Below are 21,532 nucleotides of genomic sequence, written 5' to 3'. Positions count from 1 at the left end.
TCTAATACGAAGCGATACTGCCGTCTGCTCGCGCTTCTGTTCCTCCATATAATGTTCCGTTATCCGGGTCGCGCCAAATGACTTGTCCGCGCCCGAATGTGGATCTGTCCGCTTTTACTTCGATATCATGCCCTTTACGGATCAGCGCCTCCGCAATATGCTTCGGGAAATCGGCTTCTACATGGAATGTCTTGCCTTTGATCCACTGCCAGCGAGGTGCGTCCAAAGCTGTTTGCGGGTTAAGCCCGAAATCAAGCATATTCATGACCACCTGGGCATGCCCCTGCGGCTGCATGAATCCGCCCATTACCCCAAAAGGTCCTATGGCTTGATCATCTTTCGTCAAAAAGCCTGGGATGATGGTATGGAAAGTCTTCTTTCCGCCTTGCAGACTGTTGGCGTGCTCTGGATCAAGACTGAAATTATGACCGCGGTTTTGCAGCGCAATACCTGTTCCCGGTACAACCAGCCCAGAACCAAAGCCATGATAGTTGCTTTGAATGAAGGAAACCATATTTCCATCGCTATCCGCCGTTGCCAAATAAACCGTTCCGCCTGCTTTCGGTTCTCCAGCTTCTGGTTCCTGGGCTGTCTCCCCGATTTGGTTCCTTCTTTTAGCTGCATAAGCATCGGACAACAATTCCTTCACAGTCACAGGCATATGCTGTTCTTCCGTTATGTATGCATGACCATCAGCGAACGCAAGCTTCATCGCTTCCATTTGCTTATGATAGGTATCAATCGATTCTTTTTCCTGGAAAGAGAAGCCTTTTAATATATTCAGGGCAGAAAGAGCAACCAACCCTTGGCCGTTTGGCGGAATTTCCCACACATCGTAGCCCCGGTAATGAACAGAAATCGGCTCCACCCATTCCGGTTCATAGGCTGCCAAATCCTCTTTTGTCAGGAAGCCGCCATTATCCGCAGAAAATTCCGTCATTTTGGCAGCCAGTTCTCCTTCATAAAAAGCAGCAGCATCTGTACGTGCTATTTGCCGGAGCGTTTCCGCATGATCTGGCGATCGCCATATGTCTCCAATCTTCGGATACTCTCCATTAGGAGCAAACGTGTCAAACCATCCATTGTACATGGTATCTGTACAAGAGGTGCTGAACTTTTTATATGCGCGTTCCCACAGCTTGGCAACTGTCGGTGTTACCGCAAAACCATTTTCAGCATAGTATATTGCTGGCTGCAGCACTTCTATCAAAGGAAGTTTGCCGAAGCGCTTGCTGAGGGCAGCCCATCCGCCTGGTGCACCTGGCACAGTTAATGGCAGAAAGCCATGTAATGGCATCTCTTCATGTCCAAGTTCTTTTACTTTTTCTATACTGATTGATTGTGGTGCTGGACCGCTGGCATTGAGCCCGTAGAGCTTGTCCTTGATCCAAACAAGCGCAAAAGCATCACCGCCGATTCCATTCGAAGTCGGTTCCACTACTGTCAGCATGGCTGCAGTCGCGATCGCGGCATCTACGGCATTGCCGCCTTTTTTCAGCATATCCAGCCCTGCTTGTGCAGCGAGCGGCTGTGATGTGGCTACCATTCCTTGTCTGGCAACAGTCGTCATTCGCTGCGAATGATATGGGTAATACAAATGATCTGTCTTCATTCTGTCTCCCCCTTATGTAAGAAGCCCGGAATACCGGGCTTATGACCATCCTAGCAGATGATGGATCGCTTTTGCTACCCCATCGGCTTCATTTGTATCCGTTTGATAGTCGGCAACTTCCTTGACTGCATCCTGGGCATTTCCCATCGCTACGCCGCATCCGACAGCTTCAATCATCTTGATATCGTTCAGGCTGTCACCCATGGCAATCACTTGCTCCATTTTGATATCAAGCCTGTCACAGACCTTTTGCACTGCTTCGGCTTTGTTTATTCCCACTGCATTGACCTCGATATTTGTCGGACTGGAGTTGGAAAGCTCCAGTTCATTTTTATCGGACAATGCTTTGACAATCGCTTCCCGCTTTTTATCATCGAATGTATCAAAGCCGAATTTCAGCCAATCGTATTCTTCCATATTGGCAGGGAAATTACCGCGGAATACATGTTCTGTGCTGACTGCCCAATAATGCGTGTCATACTCATCAGCCAGGCGTTTCATTTTTTTGATCAAATCATCCTCGATCAACACACGCTCGAGCAGCTCGCCATCAGCAGTCCAGATTTCACTGCCATTTACTGTCACCAGGAAGGATTGCAGCCCAAGATCATCCGCATAAGGCTTACATGTCCGAATGCCTCGGCCTGTGCTCAAGATGACATGGACGCCTTCCTCCTGTGCTCGTTGTATCGCCTGTCTATTCGCATCCGATACCTCTTCGCGCGGGTTGAGCATTGTACCATCCATATCAAGTGCGATCAGTTTGTAATCCTTTTGTTTAACGTTCTCAGCCATCCAATCTCCCCTTTATGTAAATGCTTAGTCCATGTCCATTATAGTATAGTCCCCATTATTTTTCCTTTCAGACCGATTCCAGTTAGCAAGCAGAGCTGGGAGCACACGCCAATCTGAAAAACTAGGCACACCTTCCAGCTTCCCGTCAAAGAAAACCGGCTGCAAGCCTGCATTTTTGCTGCCTGCAATATCCACTTCTGCATGATCACCAACAAAAACAGCTTCTGATGCTGCTGCCTCAACCTCGAGCAGCGCCATCTCAAAGATTGCCGGATCCGGCTTTCGCAAGCCGACTGCTTCGGAAATGATCAAGCTTTGGCAATGCCAGTACAAGCCAAGCTGTTCGATCACCTGCTGCTGAAGCAGAGCTGGTCCGTTCGTGACGACACCCAATGTATAAGACATACTCAATTCCTGCAAAGTCTCAAGCGCATCCGGAAATGCGACTGCGAACTGCGCTACCCTATCAAAGTAATCAGCTGTCAATACAGGCTCCATGTTTGGATCTAAGGAAAAGCGGCTTAACAGCTCTTTATACACAATCGGTTTCTCCACATAACCGTTTTGATCCAATTCCAGAAAAGCTGCTGTAAAACCTGATTCACTGACACCATGCAGCTCAGATTGAAAACGCTGGAATTGATCTGTTAAAAACCGCCGTAATGTAGTATGCCTGTCATGAATTGTTCCATCCAAGTCAAAAAGTATTGCTTTCATCCTGTCTCTCCGTTTCTCTTTTTCTCCATCATACGCCTTTCGAGAAGGATTGTCAGTACTGCGCTATACTTACAATAAGAGGTGAGAAAAATGAAAATATCTATCTATCATGATCATCAGGAGCAGACACTGCTATTCCTGCATGGAGGAGGTGTGGGTGGCTGGATGTGGAGAAAGCAAATCGTACATTTTAAAGACTACAGATGCGCTGTGGCTGAGTTGGACTTTGGGGCAGAAAATGTGTCCATAGAACACTTAGCGAATCAATTGCTGAATTGGGCAGAAAATAAGAAGGGCAGCGGTAAGTTATCTCTAATCGGATTTTCCATTGGCGCACAGATTGCCTTGCAGATGGTAAGCAAGCAACCTGAATTATTCTGTTTTACGATGCTAAACAGCCCTCTTACAATTCCAGTCAATCTGTCAAAAAATATTATACGAAATACTGTCCCCATAGTATATCCATTGGTCAAAATCAGAAGTTTTGCAGCTTTGCAGGCGCGCACCCTGTCTATTCCTACCGAAGACTTTGATACTTACTATCAGCATAGTTTGCAAATATCTTCTATGGCTCTTATTAAAATGCTTGAAGAAAACATGCGGTTTTCTATTCCCAAAAATTTCTCTAACGTTAAAACCGACATTCTTGTAACAGTAGGTGAAAAGGAGAAAAAAATCATGAAAAGATCTGCAGCTAAACTAACAAATGAAAATCCCTATTGCACCTGCCTTATAATCGCCGACATCGGACATGGCTTTCCTGTGGAACAGCCTCTGTTATTCAACCATCTGCTGCGTCAAAAGCTTGCCGATTATCAACTCTGATTTCGATAGTCCCATAGAATACGCCATTCTCCCTTTTCCTTTGTCACGTAGACATACTGCACAAAAGAAAATCGGCCGTACTTTCCTTGATAATTCTGTTTGACTGTATAGGAATAGACATCCTTATAGGTCTGGCCATTCGGTTCTGCCCGCCATTTCTTCTGCTTTTCCCCCTTTTCTATTTCAAACGAAAAAGTATCTGCACCAAAATGACTCATAAATACATGGGAACGATCCGTCACATAATCCTTAAGCGGGAAACGTACCTGCAAATCCTTATGCAGCAAACCCCATGAGGCAGAAAATTCGCCCTTCTGTTCCAATGTATAAAAGTCTTCCACAGTCTTTTTCGCCTGATTGGGAGAAGCGTTTTTCAGTAAAAGGGCAAACAGACAAAGCAGCAGCATAATCAGCAGGCATATGGCTATCAGCTGCTTTCGTTTGATTCTCCGGTAATGATGCATAAACCAAGCCCCCCTTCAGGACTAGCTTATTCACGACCGGCAGAAGGTAGTATGAAAAAATAATGGCGATAAAAGCGTTTAGTCAGCAAAGAATCCAAACCTGGACAAAATTCTTAAGGAAAGATTTTGCGTGAGTTTGGATTCTAAATCTATGCCCGGGGTTATTGCTTCTGCATCTTACCGAAGGATTCATTCGTAGCATAAAAGCCGCTTCCTTTACCGGTATACACCGACAAATCCTCTTCCTCCTCTTCTGTCGTTTCCCCTCTTAAACTGAGGAAATAAAGGAAACTCACATCCATCTCCTTGTCCTCTGCACTGCCTTCTGGCTCCGGCTGATGCTGACGAAGTTCCTCCGCATCCGCTTCCATCCCCCATTTAATATGGTTATATAAGTTTTCGAATGTCCTTTCTGCATCAGGCGTTATATTCTCCGCCATATACTCTTGTTTTACTTGCTCGAGGGTATGCGTCCGGATATAGTCGATAAACTCCTTCCCATCACCATATTGGAAGAATTCTCCCCAGATGGTTGGCGTCTGCTCTCCCAATTGGAACAGCAGCAAATATTTGATCTCGAAACGTTCTCTTTCCTCAGCGTGCCGCCCACCTCGTTCAGAAGCATCCTCGGTAATTTCCCCCTCAAAGAAATCCATACAAAACTGTTTGTATTCGTCTTCAAACTGGCGCATCACTTCCCATAGACGGTGGATTTCCTTACCAAATAATTCCTTGCTGCGAAAAACGGATGCAAGCATAAAGAAACGGAATAATCCCCGGAAATGCATGTTGATTTTTTTCTGGCTCCAATCGTAATGTTCTTTCCGAAAGGCATCATTAACCTTATCTAAATAGTCGAAATCCAATGCTCGTTTCATCCTGTCGAAATGCTCTTCATCCACTATTCCAGTTGGGCGCACTTTTAATGTGTCATACTGCAGCTTCAGCTGCTCCCGGTGGCGATCTGAATTCTGCATGGGACGTTTACGTGCCCCCGTATTGTAGAAAATAGCTATTCCCACAAGTATAATCACAACTGCCAGCCCTATAACCGTAACCAGTCCATCCATTAGCTTCTCCTCCTGCCCATGACAAATAGAGCTGACTCACTCGTCAGCTCTATTATGATTCCATTAGCTTCGCAATACACGCAGCAGCTCTTGATTGAATTTTTCTTTCTCATCGAACATCAAGCCATGACCGCTGTTTTCAAAAGGAATGATTGTCGAATTGACAATTCCGCCTGTTATTTCATTAGCGAAATTAAACGGACAAATCTCATCCTTCTGACCGTGGAAGATATACGTCGGTGTGCTGATCTGCACTAGTTCAGCGCGAAGATCTTCATCACGAAGTGCTTCCATCGCTTGAATCGTACCATGCCCGCTAGCTTCCAAACCTAAATGGAAGAACCATTCTTTGAATGGCTCAGAATGTTCTTGTGCGAAGAACATCTCTCTGAAATCCTGCAACGTTTTTGGACGATCTGCCTGGATTTGCGCAATCATATCATCTGCTTCTTCCTTCTTCATACCGAACGGATAAGCATCACGCTGTGTGAACACAGGAGCAGCGGCTGACAATAGAAGCAGCTTGTTCACTTTCGCAAGACCGTACTTATTCATATACCGAATAGCAATCGGACCACCCATCGAAAAGCCAGCCAAAACGAAATCATTCAGCCCTAGATGCTCCACAACAGCGTGTACTGCTTCTGCTTGTGCATCATAGGTGTAGCTGTCCCATGGCTTATCCGATTTACCAAATCCGAGCAAATCGATACCGATGAAGCGGAAGCCTTGCTCCGGAAGCTCATTCATCTGGTATTCGAACATCTTATGGTTTACCGGCCACCCGTGTATAAAGACGACAGGAATACCAGAACCAATATCCTCCGCAAATACGTTATACCCTGATTCTGTTTTGATGACATGTCCCATTATTATCGCCCCTTGCGGTTATAGTCTCTTTCTCTTGGTTCTTTCTTCTCTCTCGTTCTCAATTCTCTGAATAAGAAAAATGCCCCTACTACACCTGAAAGAATAGTGAGCAGAAGAAATAGCGTATTCGTTGTGAATGCAAAGATCAGCAGGAAGACAAGCGCCAGGATGAAAAATCCAAAATAGCCTGCTATCTTCATACGCCTCACTCCTTCCAATTATGTTCTATATTATGTTCTTGATGTTATATACCCGTTAGCAGCCAGCTTTAAGCAAAAGAAAAAGCATGCCTTGTCAGCATGCTTAGTGTGTGTGCAGCACTGTGCCTTCCGGTCCGATCAAATGAACCTCCATTTCGATTTCACGGCTGATGTCATCTTCCAGATCATGGGCTTCCACAACATCGGCCGCTTCGCCTTTTACTTCCTCCCAAACAGTCACCATATGATGATCAACTTCCTCGCCCTCGCTCTGGATGCGCAAGCTGATGATGCCTTCCGGCTGAAAACCGACTCCCAGTACTTCATACGTATCATAAACAGCTAGTTCCTCGACTGCTGTATCGTTCACTTCCTCCAATGCGTGGCGGATCATCTCTTCGTGGACATCATTATACGGAACAGGGTGGGTGGATCGGTCAGTGAAGAAAAAGAGCAGACCAGCCATCACCATTGTCCCCGCCAGTACAAGACGCAATCCTAGGCTTCGTTTCATCAGAATACCTCCATTCCTTGCTACTATATGCAGCGTGGTAAGAAAACTTGTCCATAGAAAAAAGGAGTACGCCTAGCGGCGAACTCCTTTTACTTTTCCTTATTTATCTTCTTCCCTACGCTTACGTTTGAACGGCCACCAGTTCAGTTCGCCAAGTGTCGTAGCAATTGCCGGGATAAGCAGCGGCAGAATCACAAGTCCATACAATAACAAACCGATGATGATGACTGTCGCAACTTCCAGAAGCGTCAAGACACCTGAGGGCATCATCGCAGCAAAAGTACCTGCTAGAATAATTGCAGCAGTGATGATGACTCCGCCCATTTTCTTCATGGAGTGAACCATGCCCGCCTGCAGATCGTCACGCGCTTCTTCGGTGAAACGATCAAGCAGGAAGATGGAGTAATCGACTCCAAGAGATATCAAGATTACGAAGCTGAAGAACGGAACAGCCCAGCTTACACCTGCATAATCCAACCCGTTGACAAAGATCAATTCGGTAATGGAGATAGCAGTATAATAGGTAAGCAGCAAGGATCCGATCATATAAGCCGGAATGACCATGGAACGGAACAGCAAGGTCAGGATGATGAATAAACCAACCATCATGATGACCATCGTCCGGGAAAGATCGGAGGTAGATAGATCCTCCAGATCAGCGTTGGTGCTTGTTACTCCGCCATACACGATTTCCGCATTTTCATACGGTGTATCCTTCACTTCGGCATCGACACGATCCTTGATTGTCTGTAATGTTTGAATCGCTTCCTCGGAATATGGATCAGCATTCAATACCACATCAAGTGTCACACCTTCTCCATCACGGAAGGCATACGTATCGATACTTTCCTGGAAGTCACCTTCCAGAGCATCTTCCGGAATATACATCCCAGTCTCACGGACTGTTTCGCTGTCGCTGATATCACGGAGTGTATCAGATGCAGTTGTCAGTCCATCTGAAACTTGTGTCAGCCCTTCGTTTGCAGAGCCAACCCCATCAGCAAGCTGCTGCAGCGTTTCAGTAAGTGTTCCAACCTGTTCCTGCTGCCCTTGAAGTTGCGTATCTGCTTGTTCCAAACCTGATTGAATCTGCCCTAGCTGTTCGCTGATACCAGCCAGTTGAGCAGAAGCTTGCTGGACATTACCAGTCTGCTGCAACTGAGCTGTTACTTGCTGCAGCGCAGTATTGACTTGGCCCAAACCTTCTGTCGCATCAGATAGTCCGCCGCCGCTTGATGAACCGGCACTGCCAGCCTGACCGGATATCTGATTCAGTCCATCTTGTACCTGTCTCAAACCATCCTGTACTTCTCCGATTCCATCCACTGCATCGTTGATACCATCCGCGATTTGACCAGTTTGGGAATCTACATACAAGTCATCGATTTTCTCCCCTGTAGGCTGTGTTGCTGTACGGACTTTTTCCACGCCATCTATCTTGCTGATCGCATCACTCAAGTTATCAAGATATGGCAGTGTGTTTGCTGTTGTCAGGTTCTCATCATCATTGATGACAACCTGTATCGGCATCGCTTCCCCTTTACCGATAGCGTCTCCAATAGCATTAAGTCCTTTGATTGAATTATAATCACTGCTGATTTCTTCAGTAGAGTTAAAGGAAACTTGCTCATCATACGTAAGCACAAACGGCACTGTGATTGCTGCTGTGATTGCCAGGAACAGCACCGGTCTTGCAACCGAATGACGCCCAAGGAAGTGCCAAAGCTTATTATCCCCATGAGAGGCAGCCTTTTTGGAAGGCCAAAACAGTTTCTCACCAAGCGTTACCATGAATAGCGGCAATACTGTCACAAGGACAATCAGCAATACCGCAACCCCTACTGCCACACCCACTGCAGATTGGAAGATAGCAAACTTCGCGAAGAAGATGGATGCAAATCCTACGAATACTGCAATTGCACTGATGAATAATGTGCGTCCTGCTGTCCGGTATGCCGTAACGGTCGCTTCGACTTTATCATGACCATTGGCAAGCTCTTCCCGGAAACGGCTGAGCAGCAGGATACAATAGTCGGTCCCGATACCAAATAGAATCGCAACCAGGAACGTCTGGGTAAATGTTGAAATCGGGAAGTCCAATGTGTCTACCAAAATAGCCAGGATTCCCTGACTGATCAAGTATGTAATACCTACTGTGATCAAAGGAACGAATGGTGTCACGATGGAACGGAACACAATCAAAAGCAGCGCTACGATAATGAACACCGTAATCAGCTCTGTCTTCTTCAAGCCATCTTCTGATGTATTAGCAAAATCTTGGTTGATCAATGACGCACCTGTTACATATGCCGTAGCATCTTCCGGTACCGCATCATAAATTTCGTCTGCAATTTTTTCTACTTCTTCATCGGAGCCCTCGACTGTTACCGGCATCATCACCGTCTTTTTATCTTCGGATGTCATCTGATCCTGAATCTCTTGATTATCTGTCAGCGGTGTTGTAATCTCGCTTACACCGTCGATTTGTTCCACTTTATCGATGACACTTTGAATCATGTCTTCACTATCTTGATTCAACGCCTCGTCGAGTTCGAAAACGACACTGATGCTATTACTATTCTCACCGGCATCTTCCAGGATATCGCTTGCCCGGATGGAGATCGCATCTTCCGGAAGCTGTGTCTGTCCCTTATCTGATGCCAGCTGGGTCAGATTGGGTGAAAAAATCGTCAGCCCAACCGCGATTAAGATAACTGCAATCGCAATGACCCATTTGAAACGAATGATTGTCCTCAATTTTCCTTCTCCCCTTTTTCAAGCTGTTCTTTTACATCTGTGAAAATTCGGATGAATGCTTCTACATCTTCATCCTTAATATGCTCAAAAAGCCCGCAAAATCTATCGTAGATGGCTTCCTCTGCTTTTTTCAAAATCTCTTCCCCATCTTCTGTGATTTGTACAAGCTTCGTCCGCTTATCCCCTTCCGAATCGATCCATTCCACCCAGCCCTTTTCGTGCAGCTTTTTTAACCGATTGGAAATCGCACTCTTATGTACTTGCTGCACGATAGCCAAATGGCCCGGTGAGGACGCTCCATACAAGCTCAAGATTTTTATCAACCCGACCTGCTGTGGTGATACTTCCTTGAACACGTCATATGCGGAGCCCTTTTTATGGAACAATTCGGTAGCCATGAATGATACCTCATTGAAAAGATCTATTGCTTCTTTCAATTTACTCACATTAGTTTACCCCCTATACCAATTCAGTTTATACCCTAAACTATAAGCAGTCAAACCTTTTTGCCTAGCGAAGAAGTAAAAATTATGTAACCGATTTGAAAAAGACATAACTCGGAAGAATGTATTCCCTTTCTGCCAGGATTAGAATGTACGCTAAAAAACTTCATTAGTTACACCCCCTTCTTGAAAGAAAATAATTGGAAGGATTAGATTATGCCTCCTTGAATGAAGGAGTATTTGAGAAATCAATGAAACAATGCAACACAAAAAACCGAACTTACGTATCTCTTTATGTAAGTTCGGTTTTCATCAACTGAAGCATTATAGACCATTGTAGTATCACTAATCCATGAATTGTAGACTTCGCTCCAACCATTGCAGATACCCTTTTTCTCTTTCTATAGCCCTTGTCAGAACTAAATAATGACCGAAATCAGGTGAGGAGAAATGGATATGTTTACTTCCGCACTCCGCTTCAAGCTCTGCTAACGTCCTCATAAGCCCATCCAGCTTACGCTTACGACTATTCAGCTGATTGGTAAATAACTCCTTGGCTTCTTCCTTCTCCATACTGGATATGAAAAATGTCTTCAACATGAATTCATCTTTATGGGAAACGTCGAGAGCTTCGAGCCGCTGCATCCATTCTTTTAGTTCTGCTTCCCCCGATACTGTCAGACTATATAGCTTTTTCTCCAGTTTCTCCCCTTGGATGACCGTTTCATATTCTATCAAACCTTCTGCGACCAGTTTTTTCAGTTCAGGATAAATTTGACTGTGTTTTGCACTCCAAAATTGACCGAGCGCCCCCTTGAACGCAGCCGCAATATCATAGCCTGTCTGCTTCTCCTGTTCAAGCAGTCCTAATATTGCATATTTCAAAACACGCATGGAAGTTCTCCTTCTCTTTTCATTTGACACAAGTATACCATAGCGTTAGACTAAACATGTAAATAGTTACATGTTATATTTTACTCAATAGGGAGATGAATAGTATGACACCGTCCTTGGAAAAAGTCGCCACCCTTACAATAGATGTGGCAGCACCGCTAAGCGCAGGACAAACAGGCTTAGGCTTGCGGCGTCTAATCCCGATTGAAACAGGTACCATCACAGGAAAAATAGAAGGCCGCATCCTGCCAGGCGGTGCCGATTCCCAAATCATCCGCCCGGATGGGCGCACCGATCTGTCGGCACGTTATGTCATTGAAACATCATCTGGCGAGATCATCTACTTAGAGAATAACGGAATAAGGCAAGTAGAAGCCGCTTATCGAAATCGCGCAGCCCAAGGCGAAATCATTCCAGCGGAACATGTCTATTTCCGGACAGTTCCAACCTTTGAAACCGGCAGCGAGCAATACCGTTGGCTGATGGATAAAATCTTCATCGGTGCAGCAATGCGTTTGGAGAAACAAGTGCTGCTGGACATCTATCAAGTTAATTAAGGAGGAAAAGAAAATGGAAGAATTCATTGGAAGTCATATGATTTATACATATGAAAACGGCTGGGAATATGAAATGTATATCAAAAATGAAGATACAATCGATTACCGTATCCACAGCGGGATGGTAGGAGGACGCTGGGTCAAAGATCAAAAGGTCGACCTTGTCAAACTGACAGAGGGTGTGTATAAGGTATCCTGGACAGAGCCTACCGGAACAGACGTGTCCTTGAATTTCATGCCAAGCGATAAACGAATGCATGGCATTATCTTTTTCCCAAAATGGGTGCACGAACATCCGGAAATCACCGTCTGCTATCAAAATGACCACATCGATCTTATGCATGAATCACGCGAGAAATACGAAACATATCCGAAGTACGTTGTACCGGAATTCGCTGATATCACATATATAAATAATGCTGGTGTGAATAATGAGCGTATCGTAGCGGAAGCACCTTATCCTGGCTTGACAGATGATATCAGAGCAGGAAAATTAAAATGATCCATAGAAAAAGGCGGTCTGCTTCATGCAGCCGCCTTTTTTATTTTCCTGCTGGTGTTCCTTGGTGGAATAACATACGCCAGCCGCCCGGCTGATAACGCCAAATGGAACTGCGCAGCTGTTCTCTCCCCGATGCTGCGTCACAGGTCCGAAATGTAGCGAGGACTGTGTCTTCAGATAGAATCCGTACATCGAAATCCCTGATATCCAAATCTACTGCATCCAATCCATTTGTAACGATATCAACTTTACGGAATGCTTGACCGGATGATCCATGTTCCAAAAAGTCTTCCGTCAGTAAGTTGCCGACAGCGTCTGATGATAGTCTCGTATCATCTTCCAGCAGGGACCTTTCTAATTGCAGGATAGTCTCTTTCACTTGCAGCTGTTCATCCATCTCGACTCGCCTCGCTTTTTCTTTGATTATACCCTTACGTCCATTCTATGAAAAGGGTTTCAAAATACAACAAAAAAGACTTGCCGACCCTATTTGTATACAATTGTGAAAACTGGTACAGTATTTAGAAGATGAGGTGACAAAATGGAATTCAAAAGAACACCGCTCGTTGCGGCACTATTGAGCTTTTTATTTGCTGGCTTGGGTCAGTTTTATAATCAGCAGCATTTGAAAGGGACTATTTTCGTCCTGATCAATCTGATCAACTTGTTCCTGATGTGGTTTGTTGTCGGTTTGTTCACGTTTTTCATTTTTTGGATCTATAATATCTTTGATGCCTATAAAATGGCAAAACGTGCGAATATGAAGCTTGCCCGTCAGAGCGGAAAAATCGAGCCTTCCACTAACTAAAACAGCTGCCCACCCAAGGCAGCTGTTTTCATATCGATACAAGCGCCCTATGGAAGTCTTCATATGACTGGGCTTCTAATAGTTTCCCAACATGTTCCGGCTCCTCGATGATGCGGACAAGCTGCTGATACATACCGGTGAAATCCTCGTCGCTTTCCTTCTCGATACATAATAGACATACAAACCGCACTTGCTTGCCAGCCCAGTCAATCGGCTGTTTCAACGTACAAATAACCCACAACGTTTCTTCCACACTCGCTTCAATCGGATGCGGCACAGCTACAAGATTCCCAAAACTGGTTGGAGCCATGGACTCTCTCTCATATACAGCTGCAAGAAAATCCTCCCCAATCTTCCCATCAGATTGCAGCACCTCTGTTAAATAAACCAACACTTCTTCCTGGCTCCGTAAATCCTGCTGCAGAAATACATAATCCGATTTGATGTAGCGGATTTGCTGACCAAAATGAAGATAAGCTTCCAGTTTAGAAATTGCCTCTTTATCCAAGATGACCGGTACAAGTATGACCGGTACTGGTGTGACTGTCGATTCAATCGGGATTGTGCTGATAATCAAGTCAGCTTCCCACTCTTTTTCGCGCAGCAGCCGATAATATTCAATCGTATCAATGATGTCCAACTTGTCCGGAAAAAGAGATTGCAGCTTATACCGCAGCAGCTGCGCACTGCCTGCACCTGAGGCACAGACTAGCAAACATCTGATTTTCCGTCCCGCTTGCCTGCTCCGCTCCAAGGCAGCACCGATATGCAATGCCAAATATCCGATTTCCTCCTCTGCCAGCTGAATGCCAATCTCTTTCTCAACCGCACAAGCACCAATGACAGCTGCTTCGAATGCAAGCGGGTAATGCCGTTTTATATCTTCCAGCAGTGGATTTCTCACATTCATAGAATACAGATGACGATGCACAGCGGGCTTAAGATGCAAACTCAACCCCCTCAGCAGCTCCTGATCCAGCCTGAGATCCAGTCCTGTCTTATCATATATCCTCGTTACAATTGCTGCTGCCAAGTCCTGCATCCCCATGCGCCCATCCAATTTACTTTCGGATACATAATCTGTCCCCATCAAATGAATCGTCATATAAGCCACTTCCACTTGCGGAAAAAACAGATGAAGCTCCGCTTCCAGCATAGCAGTAAGCTGGGCCGCTTCCCGGAAGGCTGGCTGCTGGATGATATCTTGCATGGCATCAGGGGCGAGCTCAACATATTGTTCATCCTTGATTCTCCGGCAAGCAATTGCAATATGTGTAACCAAGTTCTGCACAGCTACATCCGACAGTTTCAATTGATTTTCCGTCACAAACTTATGCACAATATCATGTACATAGCGAATTTCCGCCTCAGAGATAATAGTGTCCGGTAAGCTGTAAGCCTTATGCAAGTCCGCCTGCTTCGAGAAGAACGCAGATAGGAAATACCGTTTCTCCGTTTCTGTTCCTGTGATCCTGATGCCGTATTTAGGCTTTTTCTCCAGATCCAGCCCGGATTGCTGTAATAGGGATCGCACTTGCTTCATATCGTTTTGCACTGTCGGAAAACTGACAAAACAAGCCTTTGCCAGATCTTCCATTTTAATAAAGCCATCTGCTAATAATAACAGCTGCATAATATGGTTTACTCTTTCTGCAGGTGTCTCTACCCTTGAATACAGACGTTCCTGCTTCGCTCGGATAGTTTCCTGCAAGTAATGCTGAAAAAGTTTTTCCTGAATCACAATCAGCTTATAGCCTTTTCCTCGGATCGATTCGATTTTTGCATAGTCTCTCGGCAGTTCCTGCTGCAGCAGCTTGATATCAGAACGCACTGTCCGTTCAGAAACAGCCAGTTTCCTTGCCAGCTCATCCGCTGTCAGCGTACGCGATTCAGATGAAAGGAAAGTCAATAATTCCAACAGTCTTGGTTGCAGCAAAACAGATTCACCCCCATATCCTCCATGCCTATGCAAAAAAGGCGATCAAATGACCGCCCTTGCTTCAGACTGACCCTTTAGCTGCTGCCTGTTTGGCCAGCTCCTCCTGCAAATAAATGATTTCTTCTGCCAATTCCCTCACTGTCATGGCATTCATCAAGTGATCTTGCGCATGCACCATCAACAGACTTAGAGTTGTTTGTTCGCCGCCTGCCTCAGCTGTAATCAGCTCTGTCTGGACGTGATGGGCCTGGTTGATCGCTTCTCTGCTGGCTTCGATTTTCTGTCTCGCCTCTTTAAATGCATGCTGTCTGGCAAGCGCCATTGCTTCCATCGCATAGCTGCGGCCATCTCCGCCATATAAGATCAATTGAAATGCTTTCTCTTCTAGATTCATTGCCTTCCTCCTTTAGCTGACCGGATCTGCGCCGTCTTCTGATGCTGCCACTTCACGCTGTCTTGCTTCTTCTTCCTTCATCTGGTTCTTTTCTAGCGCGCGGAAGAATGGATAATAGATAAGCATCGCAATCCCCAGGTTGATCAGCTGGATAACAGCACCCGAGATTTTCCCTCCTGTTGCCAGATATCCCGAGATAAATGGCGGCATGGTCCAAGGAACAACAATCCCGGCTGGTTTAGCTACCAGACCTGTGCTCATTCCGATATAAGTGGTGATGACCATTATAAGCGGAACAGTGATGAACGGAATAATCATGATTGGATTCAATACAATGGGAAGACCGAAAACAATCGGTTCGTTGATATTGAAAATTGCCGGGCCAGTCGCCAGCTTGCTTAGCTGTTTATTTTGCTTTAGCTTTGCTCGCCAGATCATGATCAGAACCAAACCTATTGTCGAACCAGATCCCCCGACGTGTATGAACACTTCAAAGAATTGAGCTGTGAATATGTGCGGCAGATCTGTTCCGGCAGCAAAAGCTGCAGCGTTTTCCGCTGTTGCCTTCAGCCAGATCGGGGACATGATTCCACCTACGATATTGGCGCCATGCAGACCGCAAACCCAGAGCAGCACAATCATCAATTCTGCGACAAAGCTTCCGATAAAGGAGGAACCAACAAGCGTAAGCGGTGAACCAATAACAGTAGCGATTAGATTATGGATATCTCCAAAGGATGTTGCTTCTACAAGCAAACGAATAAGCCATACAAGGATGATGACAGCAAAACCTGGAATAAGTGCGATGAATGACCGGGATACAGCCGGCGGTACGCCATCTGGCATCCGGATGACGATATTCCTTTTAACAATGAATCGATACACCTCGGTAGCGAACATTGCCACTAGCATTCCGACGAACAAGCCGCCGCTGCCAAGCAAAGAAACCGGCACGAAATTGGCAGTAGCTTCCCCGACTTGAAAAGGAGTGTAAGGTGTCGCAAGCAAGAATGCAGATAGAGCGATTGCCCCTGAAGACAGCGGATCAACGCCATCTGATTCATATGCTTGTGCCAGTCGGTATGCGATACCGAAACAGGCAAATAACGCCATTACATCAAAGGTTACATTAACGGGATAGGATAGTTTCGTACTCCATGACTCGCCGAAGATGCCAGCCATGAAATCAGCGTATCCCGGTATCGGCAAGTTCCCGAGAATCAGGAAAAGTGATCCAACAATGATCAGCGGCATTGTCAGGATGATACCATCCCGCAATGCTACCAGATGCCGCTGAGCTGCGATTCTCCCAGCAATCGGCATCATCTTCATCTCAAGAAAATCATTGAACCGGCTCATCTGCTTCACCCCTTCTTCGCAAATAGCGATTCAGCATGATGAAGCACGTTCTTTCCATTCCCAGTACCATAATCGACGCTGTTGATGACATCAACCGGAATACCGCGCTCTTCTCCCAGTTTTTTCATTTGCGGCAGCATGTAGCGTACTTGCGGACCAAGCAATAGTACTTCAGCTTGTTCGATATGTTTTTTCGCCTGATCGGCTGATACAGCTTGGATATGGTAAGTTTTCGATTCTGCTTCTGCTGCCTTTTGCATTTTTGAGACAAGCAGACTAGTAGACATTCCAGCAGCACACACGAGTAAGATATTCATTTTTTTACCCCCTTCGTTTCTTACTCTCAATATACTATGAAAGCGGTTACAATTCCTGCTATTCTTTTTCCGTATCCCTACGGAAACTTGTTTAAGTACACGAAAGCCGGGTATGCATGCTGCACCCGGCTTTCCCCTACAGTACCTTTATATGCAATAATTTCGCCAATTCCTGACGCAGGTCTTCCAGTTCCTTGATGCCCTTGAAGTTAGCAATCAGGCCTTGGATGAGCAGCTTCTTCGGCTCTTTTTTCTGCATCTCTTCCTGGATCAGCTCAACTACTCCCTGCAGCTCCTGCACATCTTGCACATCGGCATCCAGCGTTAGAATAACAACCTGTATTCGATCTAAAACCTGTTTTGCTTCCCGTTCCTTCATCTCTCTTTCGAAAATCGAAGTTGAGACAGGTGTTGCATCAGTCACAAGCGGTTCGGCTTTCCTTTTTAAAAGACCTTCCACCATATCGTCCATACGTTCGAGAATATAAGAAGCAGTCTTGTCCAGATCCAGGATCAGCCCATGAAGAAGCATGTCCCCGATGATTTGTGCAAGGATCCCTTCCTGTATTATCCTCAGATCCTTCAAATAAGGCTTACTTTCCTCTCCGTACACCTCCAGCAAATCAAGCTCTGTCTTGCGCCTTCCCTTTTCCATTTCCTCCAGGAAGAACAGTTCCATCTCTTTCCCTATATCGGAATCAATATCGTGCCGTTGCATGATGATGAAGTTCCCGCGTTTGACGAGTTCGCGCATCATCGTCGACAGACGCAGCTTTGCTTTTTCCCGGCTATCCAAATCCAGCTGATCGACTTTCTCGATTTCCTCCGTTATCAGACGGATATGGTAGCGCAGGATTTCCGCCATCAGCTCTTCCTTCGATTTGAAGTAAAGGTAAAATGCCCCCTTGGAAAGCTTGCTCGCTACGGCAATCTCTTGGATACTGGCAGCGTGATATCCCTTTTTGGCAATAATCTCCGTTGCTCGTTCAATTATCGTGATTTTTTTCTCTTGCATCTGGCCTTTCCTTTCGACTGACCGGTCGGTCATAAGTATGTTAAGAGACTGTGAATAATATATGAATTCTTAGATAAAAGCTGGTTTTAAGCTATTGAACTTCCTTATATCCCTGATATAATTGTTGCATTGTGATGTGGTTGCCTATATAGTATAGAGGACTAATGACCAGTCGGTCAAATGGAGAATAAAGGAGCTGGATCGTGAGAAAGTTTATCAACTTTTCCTTGAAAAATAAGGTTGCCGTATGGTTGCTGACCATCATGGTTGTAGTGACAGGGATTTATGCTGGAACAAATATGAAACTGGAAACACTTCCGGATATCAGTGTACCAGTCCTCACCGTAACGACTACATATCCTGGCGCACCGCCAGAGGAAGTAATGGAAAATGTAACAGAACCGATCGAACAGGCAGTACAAAGCTTGGATGGCGTAGAGAATGTAAGCTCTACATCCTTGCAGAATGCTTCAACCATCCAGTTGGAATACGCCTATTCCAAGAATCTGGATGATGCAGAAACAGAAGTAAAGGAAGCACTTGAGAATGTACAGCTTCCAGAGGATGCAGAAGAACCAGAAGCTGCACAGATCAACCTGAATTCCTTCCCAGTCATCACACTGAGTGCTTCTAACAGCAATCAGTCGATTGAAGAACTGACTCAAACTGTTGAGTCTGACCTCCAGCCAGCACTGGAAGGCATTGAAGGCGTCGCTTCTGTCGGTATTTCCGGACAGCAAGTGCAGGAAGTACAAGTCACATATGATGAAGATGCACTGGCTGAGAATGGTTTGACACAGGATACTGTCGGTCAAGTCATCCAAAACAGCAGTGACTCTTACCCGCTCGGCTTGTACCAATTCGGTAACAGCGAGAAAAACGTTGCTGTAGATGGCAACATTGTAACAATCGATGATTTGCGTAATTTGGAAATTCCGGTTACAGGCAGTGCAAGTGCACAACAGGCACAAGGCGCTCAACAAGCAGCAGCAGGCCAAAGCCCTCAGGCAGCTGCAGGCGGCCAAGATGCTGCAGCAGCACAAGCGGCTCAGGCCGCACAAGCACCAACTGAACTTCCGACTGTCCAGCTGCAGGATGTAGCTGAAGTGGAAGTTATCGGTGAAGTGGAATCTATTTCCCGTACAAATGGCGAAGATTCCATCGGGATCGACATTACGAAGGATCCAAACGCCAATACTGTAGAAGTTGTCAATGCAGTGAAAGATGAAATCCAGCAGTTTGAAGATGATAATGACGGTATGACGATCACGTCAACAATGGACCAGGGTGCACCAATTGAGGATTCTGTCCACACGATGGTGAACAAAGCACTCTTCGGAGCTATCTTCGCTGTGATCATCATCCTCTTGTTCTTGCGTAATATCCGTTCCACAATCATTTCCATCATTTCGATTCCATTATCGATTTTGATTGGTCTGATTTTCCTATACGAAATGGATATCAGCTTGAACATTATGACATTGGGAGCTATCACCGTTGCCATCGGCCGGGTAATTGATGACTCGATTGTTGTTGTAGAAAATATCTACCGGCGTATGTCATTGGCAGATGAGAAACTGCGCGGCAAAGAATTGATCATTGATGCAACTCGCGAGATGTTCATCCCGATTTTATCTTCTACTGTTGTAACAGTAGCCGTATTCCTTCCGCTTGGACTAGTCGAAGGACAAATCGGAGAATTGTTCCTCCCATTTGCATTAGCTGTTGTATTTGCTTTGCTGGCATCCTTGCTCGTAGCGGTTACCGTTGTGCCGATGGTGGCACATACACTATTCCGCAAACGATTGGATCGCGGCACTAGCGAAGAAGAAGCGAAAAATTATGTACACAAAGAAGAAAAACCAAGCAAACTGGCCAATTTCTACAAGCGTGTCCTGAACTGGAGCTTGTCGCATAAGATCATCACTTTCGTTATTGCTCTTGTTTTACTGATCGGAAGTCTGTTCCTGGTACCTTCGATTGGTGTCAGCTTTATTCCTAGCACCGGCGAGAATATGGTCGTTGCCTCTTATTCACCTGAACCAGGCCAAACACGTGAAGATATTCAAGAAGTTGCTAGTGAAGCCGAGGATATGCTGCTTGACCGCAATGGCGTAGAGACATTGCAGTATACAATCAGCAGCGGAGGTAACCCGCTCTCAGGTTCAACTGGCGATTCTGCCCTCTTCTATTTGGGCTACAGCGATGATTATGAGGATATCCAAAGTGAAACAGAAGCAGTAGTCGATGATTTGCAAGCCTTGACAGACCAAGGTGAGTGGGGATCCATCGACATGACAGGCACAGGCAGCAACACAACGGAATATTACATCTACGGTGATAACGTAGAAGATATCCAAACTGCGTCCCAGCAGGTTATCGATTTGATAGAAAATGATGATAACTTCACAAATGTAGATTCTGATGCTTCTGAGCAATATGACAAATATACAATTGTAGCCAACCAGGAAGAATTGGCACAGTTAGGTTTGACAGCAGCTCAAGTTACAGCTCAGCTGTCCAACATCGGCACCCAGCCGTCCATTGCCACTATCCAAAATGATGATGGTGAAGCATTGGATGTTTATGTGCAAGTAGCAAACGAATCATTCGAGGATAAAGAAGATCTGGAAAATACTACGATCCAAACATCACTTGGAACAGAAGTAGCTTTGAACGAAATTGCTGAAATCGAAGACGGTCAGTCTCCGAATACATTGCAGCGACGTGATGAAAAGCTATACGGTTCAGTATCTGCTGATATCACAAGCGATGATATTGCAACTGCTACCAGCGGCTTGCAAGAAGAAATCGATGACCTTGATTTGCCGGATGGCGTAAGTATCGATCAGGGCGGGGTTTCTGAACAAATCAACGAATCATTCAGCCAGCTAGGTCTTGCTATCCTGGCAGCAATTGCGATTGTCTACTTCGTACTAGTGTTGACATTCGGCGGAGCACTGGCACCATTTGCCATCTTGTTCTCCTTACCGTTCACAGTGATCGGTGCGTTGGTCGGATTGCTCATCGGCGGTGAAACAATCAGCGTTTCCTCCCTCATCGGGGTGCTCATGCTGATCGGTATCGTTGTAACAAATGCTATCGTCCTAGTCGACCGTATCATTCACAAGGAAAAAGAAGGCATTCCGACTCGCGAAGCAATTCTCGAAGCCGGTGTAACTCGTCTTCGTCCGATCCTGATGACTGCCATTGCCACAATCGGTGCCCTTGCACCACTTGCCTTCGGCTTCGAAGGCGGCGGTTCCGTCCTTATCTCGAAAGGACTCGGTATCACCGTAATGGGTGGTCTAATCAGTTCTACCTTGCTGACACTCGTTATCGTACCTATCGTGTACGAAGCAACAACACGCTTCAGCCTGCAAGAGCATCATAAAGCAGAGCGCCAGCGACGTAAGGAAAGAAAACAGGCGAAGAAAGCAGCTAAAAATTAATAAAAGATTGAAAAGCCTGCAGTTTAAA

The 21,532-nt window shown here is 45.6% G+C and carries 22 protein-coding genes; 5 read left to right on the top strand and 17 right to left on the bottom strand.

Annotated features, from left to right (window positions below; translation table 11 throughout):
- Position 1: 1 nt before the first annotated feature.
- Genes ggt through SFC25_RS11500 form a run of 3 tightly spaced genes read right to left on the bottom strand, consistent with a single transcriptional unit; the run spans position 2 to position 3,124 of the window.
- A complete protein-coding gene (gene ggt / locus SFC25_RS11510) occupies positions 2 to 1,612 on the bottom strand; it encodes a gamma-glutamyltransferase (protein WP_411215416.1) in 1,611 nt (536 codons plus the stop codon).
- Between the two features lie 39 nt (positions 1,613 to 1,651).
- A complete protein-coding gene (locus SFC25_RS11505) occupies positions 1,652 to 2,407 on the bottom strand; it encodes a Cof-type HAD-IIB family hydrolase (RefSeq protein ID WP_411215415.1) in 756 nt (251 codons plus the stop codon).
- 24 nt (positions 2,408 to 2,431) lie between these two features.
- Positions 2,432 to 3,124: an HAD family hydrolase gene (locus SFC25_RS11500; RefSeq protein WP_411215414.1), complete on the bottom strand. Its 693-nt coding sequence runs from the start codon at positions 3,122 to 3,124 to the stop codon at positions 2,432 to 2,434.
- A gap of 90 nt (positions 3,125 to 3,214) precedes the next feature.
- Between SFC25_RS11500 and SFC25_RS11495 the strand changes: the two genes are divergently transcribed.
- A complete protein-coding gene (locus tag SFC25_RS11495) occupies positions 3,215 to 3,949 on the top strand; it encodes an alpha/beta fold hydrolase (protein WP_411215413.1) in 735 nt (244 codons plus the stop codon).
- Here the strand turns inward: SFC25_RS11495 and SFC25_RS11490 are convergent.
- The 8 genes from SFC25_RS11490 to SFC25_RS11455 all read right to left on the bottom strand — a co-directional run bounded on the left by SFC25_RS11490 (position 3,940) and on the right by SFC25_RS11455 (position 11,161).
- Entirely contained in the window at positions 3,940 to 4,413 is a 474-nt protein-coding gene (locus SFC25_RS11490) for a hypothetical protein (RefSeq protein WP_411215412.1), read from the bottom strand. The genes SFC25_RS11495 and SFC25_RS11490 overlap by 10 nt on opposite strands.
- A gap of 161 nt (positions 4,414 to 4,574) precedes the next feature.
- Positions 4,575 to 5,483 (bottom strand): hypothetical protein, encoded by a 909-nt coding sequence (locus tag SFC25_RS11485; protein ID WP_411215411.1) that lies wholly within the window; start codon positions 5,481 to 5,483, stop codon positions 4,575 to 4,577.
- A gap of 63 nt (positions 5,484 to 5,546) precedes the next feature.
- Positions 5,547 to 6,353 (bottom strand): alpha/beta fold hydrolase, encoded by an 807-nt coding sequence (locus SFC25_RS11480; protein ID WP_411215410.1) that lies wholly within the window; start codon positions 6,351 to 6,353, stop codon positions 5,547 to 5,549.
- Positions 6,354 to 6,355: 2 nt separating this feature from the next.
- Complete coding sequence (locus SFC25_RS11475; RefSeq protein ID WP_095224191.1) at positions 6,356 to 6,553, bottom strand: hypothetical protein; 198 nt, start codon at positions 6,551 to 6,553, stop codon at positions 6,356 to 6,358.
- Positions 6,554 to 6,656: 103 nt separating this feature from the next.
- The gene (locus tag SFC25_RS11470) at positions 6,657 to 7,067 is read right to left on the bottom strand and encodes a hypothetical protein (protein WP_411215409.1); all 411 of its coding nucleotides are present in this window, start codon (positions 7,065 to 7,067) and stop codon (positions 6,657 to 6,659) included.
- Positions 7,068 to 7,166: 99 nt separating this feature from the next.
- A complete protein-coding gene (locus tag SFC25_RS11465; RefSeq protein WP_411215408.1) occupies positions 7,167 to 9,824 on the bottom strand; it encodes an MMPL family transporter in 2,658 nt (885 codons plus the stop codon).
- The gene (locus SFC25_RS11460) at positions 9,821 to 10,270 is read right to left on the bottom strand and encodes a MarR family winged helix-turn-helix transcriptional regulator (protein WP_411215407.1); all 450 of its coding nucleotides are present in this window, start codon (positions 10,268 to 10,270) and stop codon (positions 9,821 to 9,823) included. The genes SFC25_RS11465 and SFC25_RS11460 overlap by 4 nt, the downstream gene beginning before the upstream one ends.
- 342 nt (positions 10,271 to 10,612) lie before the next feature.
- Positions 10,613 to 11,161 carry a PadR family transcriptional regulator gene (locus SFC25_RS11455; protein ID WP_411215406.1) on the bottom strand — a complete coding sequence of 183 codons (549 nt, stop codon included), beginning with the start codon at positions 11,159 to 11,161 and terminating at the stop codon, positions 10,613 to 10,615.
- 104 nt (positions 11,162 to 11,265) lie between these two features.
- On the opposite strand from SFC25_RS11455, the gene SFC25_RS11450 reads away from it, so the two are divergent.
- Positions 11,266 to 11,718 (top strand): DUF3237 domain-containing protein, encoded by a 453-nt coding sequence (locus tag SFC25_RS11450; RefSeq protein ID WP_411215405.1) that lies wholly within the window; start codon positions 11,266 to 11,268, stop codon positions 11,716 to 11,718.
- Between the two features lie 13 nt (positions 11,719 to 11,731).
- A complete protein-coding gene (locus tag SFC25_RS11445) occupies positions 11,732 to 12,220 on the top strand; it encodes a phenolic acid decarboxylase (RefSeq protein ID WP_411215404.1) in 489 nt (162 codons plus the stop codon).
- A gap of 40 nt (positions 12,221 to 12,260) precedes the next feature.
- On the opposite strand, the gene SFC25_RS11440 is transcribed toward SFC25_RS11445, so the two are convergent.
- Entirely contained in the window at positions 12,261 to 12,617 is a 357-nt protein-coding gene (locus SFC25_RS11440; RefSeq protein WP_411215403.1) for a nuclear transport factor 2 family protein, read from the bottom strand.
- 144 nt (positions 12,618 to 12,761) lie between these two features.
- Here SFC25_RS11440 and SFC25_RS11435 point away from each other — a divergent pair, with 144 nt between their 5' ends.
- On the top strand, positions 12,762 to 13,028 hold the full coding sequence (locus SFC25_RS11435) for a hypothetical protein (protein ID WP_411215402.1): 267 nt from the start codon (positions 12,762 to 12,764) through the stop codon (positions 13,026 to 13,028).
- Between the two features lie 28 nt (positions 13,029 to 13,056).
- On the opposite strand, the gene SFC25_RS11430 is transcribed toward SFC25_RS11435, so the two are convergent.
- The 5 genes from SFC25_RS11430 to SFC25_RS11410 form a co-directional block, all read right to left on the bottom strand.
- The gene (locus SFC25_RS11430; protein WP_411215401.1) at positions 13,057 to 14,964 is read right to left on the bottom strand and encodes a BglG family transcription antiterminator; all 1,908 of its coding nucleotides are present in this window, start codon (positions 14,962 to 14,964) and stop codon (positions 13,057 to 13,059) included.
- Between the two features lie 64 nt (positions 14,965 to 15,028).
- Complete coding sequence (locus SFC25_RS11425; protein WP_411215400.1) at positions 15,029 to 15,361, bottom strand: PTS lactose/cellobiose transporter subunit IIA; 333 nt, start codon at positions 15,359 to 15,361, stop codon at positions 15,029 to 15,031.
- Between the two features lie 12 nt (positions 15,362 to 15,373).
- The gene (celB, locus tag SFC25_RS11420) at positions 15,374 to 16,720 is read right to left on the bottom strand and encodes a PTS cellobiose transporter subunit IIC (RefSeq protein WP_411215399.1); all 1,347 of its coding nucleotides are present in this window, start codon (positions 16,718 to 16,720) and stop codon (positions 15,374 to 15,376) included.
- 5 nt (positions 16,721 to 16,725) lie between these two features.
- Positions 16,726 to 17,037 carry a PTS sugar transporter subunit IIB gene (locus SFC25_RS11415; RefSeq protein WP_411215398.1) on the bottom strand — a complete coding sequence of 104 codons (312 nt, stop codon included), beginning with the start codon at positions 17,035 to 17,037 and terminating at the stop codon, positions 16,726 to 16,728.
- A 136-nt stretch (positions 17,038 to 17,173) separates the two neighbouring features.
- Positions 17,174 to 18,052: a TetR/AcrR family transcriptional regulator gene (locus SFC25_RS11410; protein ID WP_411215397.1), complete on the bottom strand. Its 879-nt coding sequence runs from the start codon at positions 18,050 to 18,052 to the stop codon at positions 17,174 to 17,176.
- A 203-nt stretch (positions 18,053 to 18,255) separates the two neighbouring features.
- On the opposite strand from SFC25_RS11410, the gene SFC25_RS11405 reads away from it, so the two are divergent.
- Positions 18,256 to 21,504, top strand: coding sequence for an efflux RND transporter permease subunit (locus SFC25_RS11405; RefSeq protein WP_411215396.1), 3,249 nt, complete (start codon positions 18,256 to 18,258; stop codon positions 21,502 to 21,504).
- Positions 21,505 to 21,532: the final 28 nt, after the last annotated feature.

The organism is Terribacillus saccharophilus, from assembly GCF_046592595.1.
GTDB classification, from domain to species: Bacteria; Bacillota; Bacilli; order Bacillales; family Amphibacillaceae; genus Terribacillus; species Terribacillus saccharophilus_C.
The sequence above is the reverse complement of the archived record's forward strand: the minus strand, read 5'-3'. Positions and strand labels throughout refer to the sequence as shown.